Source organism: Streptomyces sp. SID5910 (assembly GCF_009862125.1).
In the GTDB taxonomy this organism is placed as follows: domain Bacteria; phylum Actinomycetota; class Actinomycetes; order Streptomycetales; family Streptomycetaceae; genus Streptomyces.
The window spans coordinates 22,046-28,098 of sequence record NZ_WWHX01000616.1 but is presented as its reverse complement, the minus strand read 5'-3'; the positions used below and the strand labels follow the sequence as shown (position 1 = coordinate 28,098).

Here is a 6,053-nt window from a genome sequence, read left to right as displayed (position 1 = left end):
TCGGCGCGACCCTGCTCGTCCTCGGTGCCTTCCCGGTCCTCGGCGCGGTCGTCTCCCTGGTCCCCATGCCGGTCCTCGGCGGCGCGGGCATCGTCCTCTTCGGCTCCATCGCCGTCAGCGGCATCCGCACGCTGTCCGAGGCCGGACTGGACGACAGCTCCAACATCATCCTGGTCGCGGTGGCGCTCGGCGCGGGCATCATCCCGCTGGCCGCACCGACCTTCTACGCCGACTTCCCGGCCTGGGCGCAGACCGTGCTCGGCTCCGGCATCAGCGCCGGCGCGATCGTCGCGGTCGCCCTCAACCTGTTCTTCCACCATCTCGGCACCCGGAGCGGCAGCACGGTTCCGGCACTCAAATCCTCCTAGGGTCCTGCCGTGCCCCCCTCGTGGGTACCCATACCGCCCACGGGCCGCACCGAAGACAAGGAAGCAGCATGGCAGCATCATCGGCAGCCGAGCGCACGGTCATCGAGAACTGTGCGATCGCCACCGTGGACGCGGGCGACACCGAGTACGCCTCCGGTCACGTGGTGATCGCGGGCAACCGGATCGAGTCCGTCGGCGCGGGACGGGCACCCGAGGGCCTTCAGAACGTGACCGGCCGGATCGACGCGACCGGTCACCTGGCCACCCCCGGCCTGGTCAACACCCACCACCACTTCTACCAGTGGATCACCCGGGGCCTGGCCACCGACCACAACCTGTTCAACTGGCTGGTCGCGCTGTACCCGACCTGGGCGCGCATCGACGAGCCGATGGCGTACGCGGCGGCCCAGGGCTCGCTCGCGATGATGGCCCGCGGCGGCGTCACCACCGCCATGGACCACCACTACGTCTTCCCGCGGGGCTCCGGCGACCTGTCCGGCGCGATCATCCGCGCCGCCCGCGAGACGGGCGTCCGCTTCACCCTCGCCCGCGGCTCCATGGACCGCGGCGAGTCGGACGGCGGGCTGCCGCCGGACTTCGCCGTGGAGAGCCTGGACGACGCGCTCGCCGCCACCGAGGCCACCGTCCGCGAGCACCACGACGCCTCCTTCGACGCGATGACCCAGGTCGCCGTCGCACCCTGCTCGCCCTTCTCCGTCTCCACCGAACTGATGCGCCAGGGCGCCGAGTTGGCCAGGCGCCTCGGGGTGCGGCTGCACACCCACGGTTCGGAGACCGTGGAGGAGGAGAAGTTCTGCCACGAGCTGTTCGGCATGGGCCCGACCGACTACTTCGAGTCCACGGGCTGGCTCGGCGAGGACGTGTGGATGGCGCACTGCGTCCACATGAACGACTCCGACATCGCCGCCTTCGCCCGCACGGGCACCGGCGTCGCGCACTGCCCGTCCTCCAACGCGCGCCTCGCCGCCGGCATCGCCCGCGTCCCCGACATGCTCGCCGCCGGCGTCCCGGTCGGCCTCGGCGTCGACGGCACCGCCTCCAACGAGTCGGGCGAACTCCACACCGAACTGCGCAACGCCCTCCTCGTCAACCGTCTCGGCGCCCACCGCGAGGCCGCGCTGAACGCCCGCAAGGCGCTGCGGCTGGGCACCCACGGCGGCGCGCAGGTCCTCGGCCGCGCGGCCGAGACCGGCTCCCTGGAGGCGGGCAAGCTCGCCGACCTGGTGCTGTGGCGGATGGACACGCTCGCCCACTCCTCCATCGCCGACCCGGTGACCGCCCTGGTCTTCGGCGCCGCCGCCCCGGTCACGGCCTCGTTCGTGAACGGCCGCCGGATCGTCGAGGACGGCAGGCTGCTCACCGTCGACGAGGACGCCATCGCCCGCTCCACGCGGAGCGAGGCACAGCGACTGGCGCGGATCGCCGCGCAGGGCTGAGCACGACCGAAAACCCAAGTTCTCCGGCTGGGAGGGACGGCTCCCGGCCGGTAGCCGTGGACCCGAGCGGGGTCCATGGCGGCCGTCTCCGGGGCGTGTGCCCATGCACACGCCCCCGGAGCGGTCACCGTTTCACGCAACCGGAACGGTCCGTCCCGGTCCCGCACGACCAACTGCACCACCTCCCTGACAGATACGTCGACGCCGACGTGTAACCGACCGGAGGAACGCCGCCGTGGCCGACCACCCTGTTGACGAGAAACTCCCGCCGCTCAAGATGGCGACGACCGGCCTGCAACATGTGGCCGCGATGTACGCCGGAGTCGTGGCCCCGCCCCTGATCGTGGGCGCGGCCATCGGCCTGAGCGCCACCGAGCTCACCTTCCTCACCGGCGCCTGCCTGTTCACCGCGGGCCTCGCCACCTTCCTCCAGACCCTCGGGTTCTGGAAGATCGGAGCCCGTCTCCCCTTCGTCAACGGCGTCACCTTCGCCGGTGTCGCTCCCATGACCGCGATCGTCGCCTCGACCGACGACAAGTCCGACGCCCTGCCGATCATCTTCGGCGCGGTCATCGTCGCCGGCCTGCTCGGCTTCCTGGCCGCACCCGTCTTCTGCAAGGCGATCCGCTTCTTCCCGCCGGTCGTCACCGGCACCGTGATCACCCTGATCGGCATATCCCTGCTGCCCGTCGCCTTCGGCTGGGCCCAGGGCCCGAATCCCGCGGGCGACGACTACGGCTCGGGCACCAACCTGGCCCTCGCGGGCATCACCCTGGTCATCGTCCTGCTGCTGCGCCGCTTCACCCGCGGCTTCGTCAAGCAGATCGCGGTGCTGCTCGGCCTGGTCGCGGGCACGCTGATCGCCATCCCGTTCGGCGTCACGGACTTCGGCCCGGTCGCGGACGCGAACGTCGTCGGCTTCCCGACGCCGTTCCACTTCGGCGCCCCGCAGTTCCAGGTCGCCGCGATCCTGTCGATGATCGTGGTGATGGTGGTCTCGATGACCGAGTCCACCGCGGACATGCTCGCCCTCGGTGAGATCGTGGAGCGTCCGGCGGACGAGAAGACCATCGCGGCCGGCCTGCGCGCCGACACCCTCGGTTCGGCGCTCAGCCCGGTCTTCAACGGTTTCATGTGCAGCGCGTTCGCGCAGAACATCGGCCTGGTCGCGATGACGAAGATCCGCAGCCGGTTCGTCGTCGCCGCGGGCGGCGGGTTCCTGGTCCTGATGGGCCTGTGCCCGATGGCCGCCTCGCTGATCGCCGTCGTGCCCCGCCCCGTCCTCGGCGGCGCCGGCGTCGTCCTGTTCGGCTCGGTCGCGGCGAGCGGCATCCAGACCCTGGTCCGGGCGAGCCTGGACAAGGACAACAACGTCCTGATCGTGGCGGTCTCGCTGGCCGTCGGCCTCATCCCGATCGCGGCGCCGGAGTTCTACCACGCCTTCCCGGAGAACGCGAAGATCATCCTGGACTCGGGCATCTCGACGGGCTGTGTGGCCGCCGTCCTGCTCAACCTGATCTTCAACCACATCGGCGGCAAGGGCCGGGACGCCGAGGACGTGACCCACCCGATGGAGGCGGGAGAGGAGATCAGCGAAACGTCCCGTACGGCCGTGGCACCGTGACGGCGGGACCCGGGACACCCGGGGCATTACGAGGGCCGGCGCCTCCAGGAGGGGCGCCGGCCCGCACACGTTCCGCTACAGGCCGAACAGCGCCGGATCCGACGCCAGTTCCTTGAACCGCTGCCGCGGATCGGCCACGAGTCTGCGCTCGCTCAGGTCCATGAGCCCGCCGACGGCCTCGATCTCGGCGGCCACGGTGCCGTCGGCCTTGCGGACGGCCTGCCGGATGCGGAAGGTCTTGCCCTCGCCCCACTCGAAGGCGCACGTCACCTCGACCTCGTCACCGGCGAGCAGCTCGCGCCGGAAGCGGATCGTCGTCTCCAGGGCGACGGGCCCGATGCCGCGGGCGACCAGGTCGGCCTGCCGTACCCCGGCCGCCTGGAGCAGCGACCAGCGGGCGTGCTCGGCGTAGTTGAGGTACACGGCCTGGTTCAGATGTCCCTGGGTGTCCGTCTCGTACCCGCGGACGGTCACCGGAACGGAAAACGGCTCGCTCACCACAACTGCCTCTCCTCGTGGACGTGCTGATCGATGACGTACTGACGGAACGATCCTGACACGGGCGGTCACACCTTCCGCGGAGAGGCCAGCAGATAGCGGGCCCGGCTGCGCGGCTCGGTGTGCTCACCGACCTGCCAGCCCGCCGCCTCCAGCGTCGCCGCGCAGGCCCCCCGCGCCGTGCCGTCGGCCTCGTACACGGCGACGGCCTCCGGCTGCGGCGTCGCACGCACCCGGTACCCGTCGTCGCCGGCCGGTCCGGCGGGGCGGTGCCCGGCGGCCTCCAGCGCGAGCGCGGCGGCCCGCACGAGATGCGTCCGCTCCCAGCCGCAGGGCAGTTCCGCGGACCCGTCGGGGCGGGTCATCCGGCGCAGCTCCAGCAGCCCCTGCCAGGCCCCGCGCACCTCACGCAGCCGCGCCGGGCCGGCATCGCCCGTCCCGTCCTCCTCACCGCCGACCCGCGCGGCGAACACACCGTCGGAGGAAGGCGCGGCGGAGACCGGCGTCCGGGCCGCCTCGGGCTCGGCGGGCGCCTCCCGTATCCGGTGCCCGGCCGGTGTCAGGAAGTGGTCGTGCGGCGGCCGCGGATGCCGGAAGGCGAGCCCCCGCTTGACCAGCGCCGTGAGCTGCGCCTCCGTCCCCCGCAGTCGTCCGGTGACGGGGTCGGCGGCGTCGATGACGCGCCGCTGCGCGGCGCTCGGCGGTCGTGTCACGGCGTCCCCCCTCCCTCCTTCACCCGGCACCTCCGAAGACTACGACGGGGGTCTGACATTCCACGCGGCGATCACCGGCCGCCCGTGCTCCGTGCCCAGTCGGCACAGCGTCCCCGTGCCGAGCTGGAACAGCGCCCCGTGCGACGGCGGCAGCCCGAGGTGCCGGGCGGTGAGCACCCGCAGGAAGTGCCCGTGCGCCACCAGCACCACGCACCCCTCGGTGTTCGCGAACGCGGCGTCCACCCGGGCCAGCACCCGGTCGGCCCGCTCACCCACCTGCTCGGGCGACTCCCCGGGGTGGCCCGGCGGTCCGGGCGCGACGCCGTCCGTGAACAGGAACCAGTCGGGCCGGGTCCGCTGGATCTCGACCGTCGTGATCCCCTCGTAGCCGCCGTAGTCCCACTCGTGCAGGTCCGGGTCGACGCGCACCCCGTGCAGTCCGATCAGCTCGGCCGTCTCCCGGGCCCGCTGGAAGGGGCTGACGAACGCGGCCCCGATCCGGTGGGAGCGGATCAGCGGCACGAGGCCACGCGCCTGCTCCCGCCCGTTCTCGGTCAGCGGGACGTCCGTCAGCCCGGTGTGCCGCCCGGACCGCGACCACTCGGTCTCACCGTGCCGGACCAGAAAAAGATCACCCATACCCCCAGGCTACGGGCCGTTCCCCGGCACCGGCCGCCCGGTGACCGGGGAACGCGGGAGCTACGCCCGGCTGCCGGAGTACGCCGTCGCGAACACGCTCCGCACACGGGTGCCGTCCTGGGTCTGCCAGGAGCCGGTGACGGTGCCGGCGGCGCCCGCCGGGAGGGCGGCCGGGGTCTCCGGGCCGGGGCGCAGGACCCGGTGCAGGCGGAGGACCGCGCCGCCGGGTGCCGTCAGCAGGGTGCCGTCCTCGTCGTCGGTCACGGGGAAGTCCGCGAGGTCGGTGAACTCCGGGAGGAGGGAGCCCTCACCCTCGCGGGTGACGAGGACGTCCCGGTCCGGGGTGTCGCTGGTGCTCTGCGCCTGGGCCTCGGCCCGCCCGTCCGCGAGGGCCAGCAGCCCGGCGACCAGGACGGGATCCTGGCAGCCGTCGTAGGCCCAGCGCTTGCCCAGCACGCCGTGCTCCATGGTGCCGATCAGCGCGTGCTCGGCCCCGTCGAGCGGGGCGCCGCGATAGGTGAGCGGCACCAGATGGGCGGCCGGGCCGGAGGCGTCGGTGACCACCATGAACTCGATGCCCACCTCGCCCCGGGGGTCGTCCAGCCGGAAGCCGCCTGCCCTGGTCAGCTCCGGAGCGGCGTCCCGGCCGCCCCGGTACCACGGGCGGGAGGGCAGCCAGGAGGCGAGCAGCTCTACTTTGGTCGGCTTGAGCGTTGTGCGATGGATGACGGCCACGCCGCGGAATCCCTCCGGT

Annotated in this window: 7 protein-coding genes; 3 read left to right on the top strand and 4 right to left on the bottom strand. The window is 72.7% G+C overall.

Annotation, left to right across the window (positions count from 1 at the left end; all coding sequences use genetic code 11):
• The 3 genes from GTW67_RS21715 to GTW67_RS21705 form a co-directional block, all read left to right on the top strand.
• Nucleotides 1-368, top strand: a 368-nt coding sequence (locus GTW67_RS21715; protein ID WP_272920522.1) for a solute carrier family 23 protein, incomplete at its 5' end; no start/stop codon positions are given.
• 68 nt (nt 369-436) lie between these two features.
• Nucleotides 437-1,825 carry an 8-oxoguanine deaminase gene (locus GTW67_RS21710; protein ID WP_161166471.1) on the top strand — a complete coding sequence of 463 codons (1,389 nt, stop codon included), beginning with the start codon at nt 437-439 and terminating at the stop codon, nt 1,823-1,825.
• A gap of 235 nt (nt 1,826-2,060) precedes the next feature.
• Nucleotides 2,061-3,449: a PbuX/PucJ/PucK family nucleobase permease gene (locus GTW67_RS21705; protein ID WP_161166470.1), complete on the top strand. Its 1,389-nt coding sequence runs from the start codon at nt 2,061-2,063 to the stop codon at nt 3,447-3,449.
• Nucleotides 3,450-3,524: 75 nt separating this feature from the next.
• Here the strand turns inward: GTW67_RS21705 and GTW67_RS21700 are convergent, their stop codons facing one another.
• From GTW67_RS21700 to GTW67_RS21685, 4 genes are all read right to left on the bottom strand, one after another.
• Nucleotides 3,525-3,947 carry a thioesterase family protein gene (locus tag GTW67_RS21700; RefSeq protein WP_161166469.1) on the bottom strand — a complete coding sequence of 141 codons (423 nt, stop codon included), beginning with the start codon at nt 3,945-3,947 and terminating at the stop codon, nt 3,525-3,527.
• 68 nt (nt 3,948-4,015) lie between these two features.
• Nucleotides 4,016-4,660, bottom strand: coding sequence for a hypothetical protein (locus tag GTW67_RS21695; protein ID WP_161166468.1), 645 nt, complete (start codon nt 4,658-4,660; stop codon nt 4,016-4,018).
• Nucleotides 4,661-4,699: 39 nt separating this feature from the next.
• A complete protein-coding gene (locus GTW67_RS21690; protein WP_161166467.1) occupies nt 4,700-5,299 on the bottom strand; it encodes a histidine phosphatase family protein in 600 nt (199 codons plus the stop codon).
• A 60-nt stretch (nt 5,300-5,359) separates the two neighbouring features.
• A complete protein-coding gene (locus GTW67_RS21685) occupies nt 5,360-6,034 on the bottom strand; it encodes a maltokinase N-terminal cap-like domain-containing protein (RefSeq protein ID WP_161166466.1) in 675 nt (224 codons plus the stop codon).
• Between the last annotated feature and the right edge of the window lie 19 nt (nt 6,035-6,053).

Bases quoted from the DNA above. Each gene is read 5' to 3' on its own strand.
- GTW67_RS21710 (WP_161166471.1), top strand. From the start codon at position 437: ATGGCAGCATCATCGGCAGCCGAGCGCACGGTCATCGAGAACTGTGCG.
- GTW67_RS21690 (WP_161166467.1), bottom strand. From the start codon at position 5,299: ATGGGTGATCTTTTTCTGGTCCGGCACGGTGAGACCGAGTGGTCGCGG.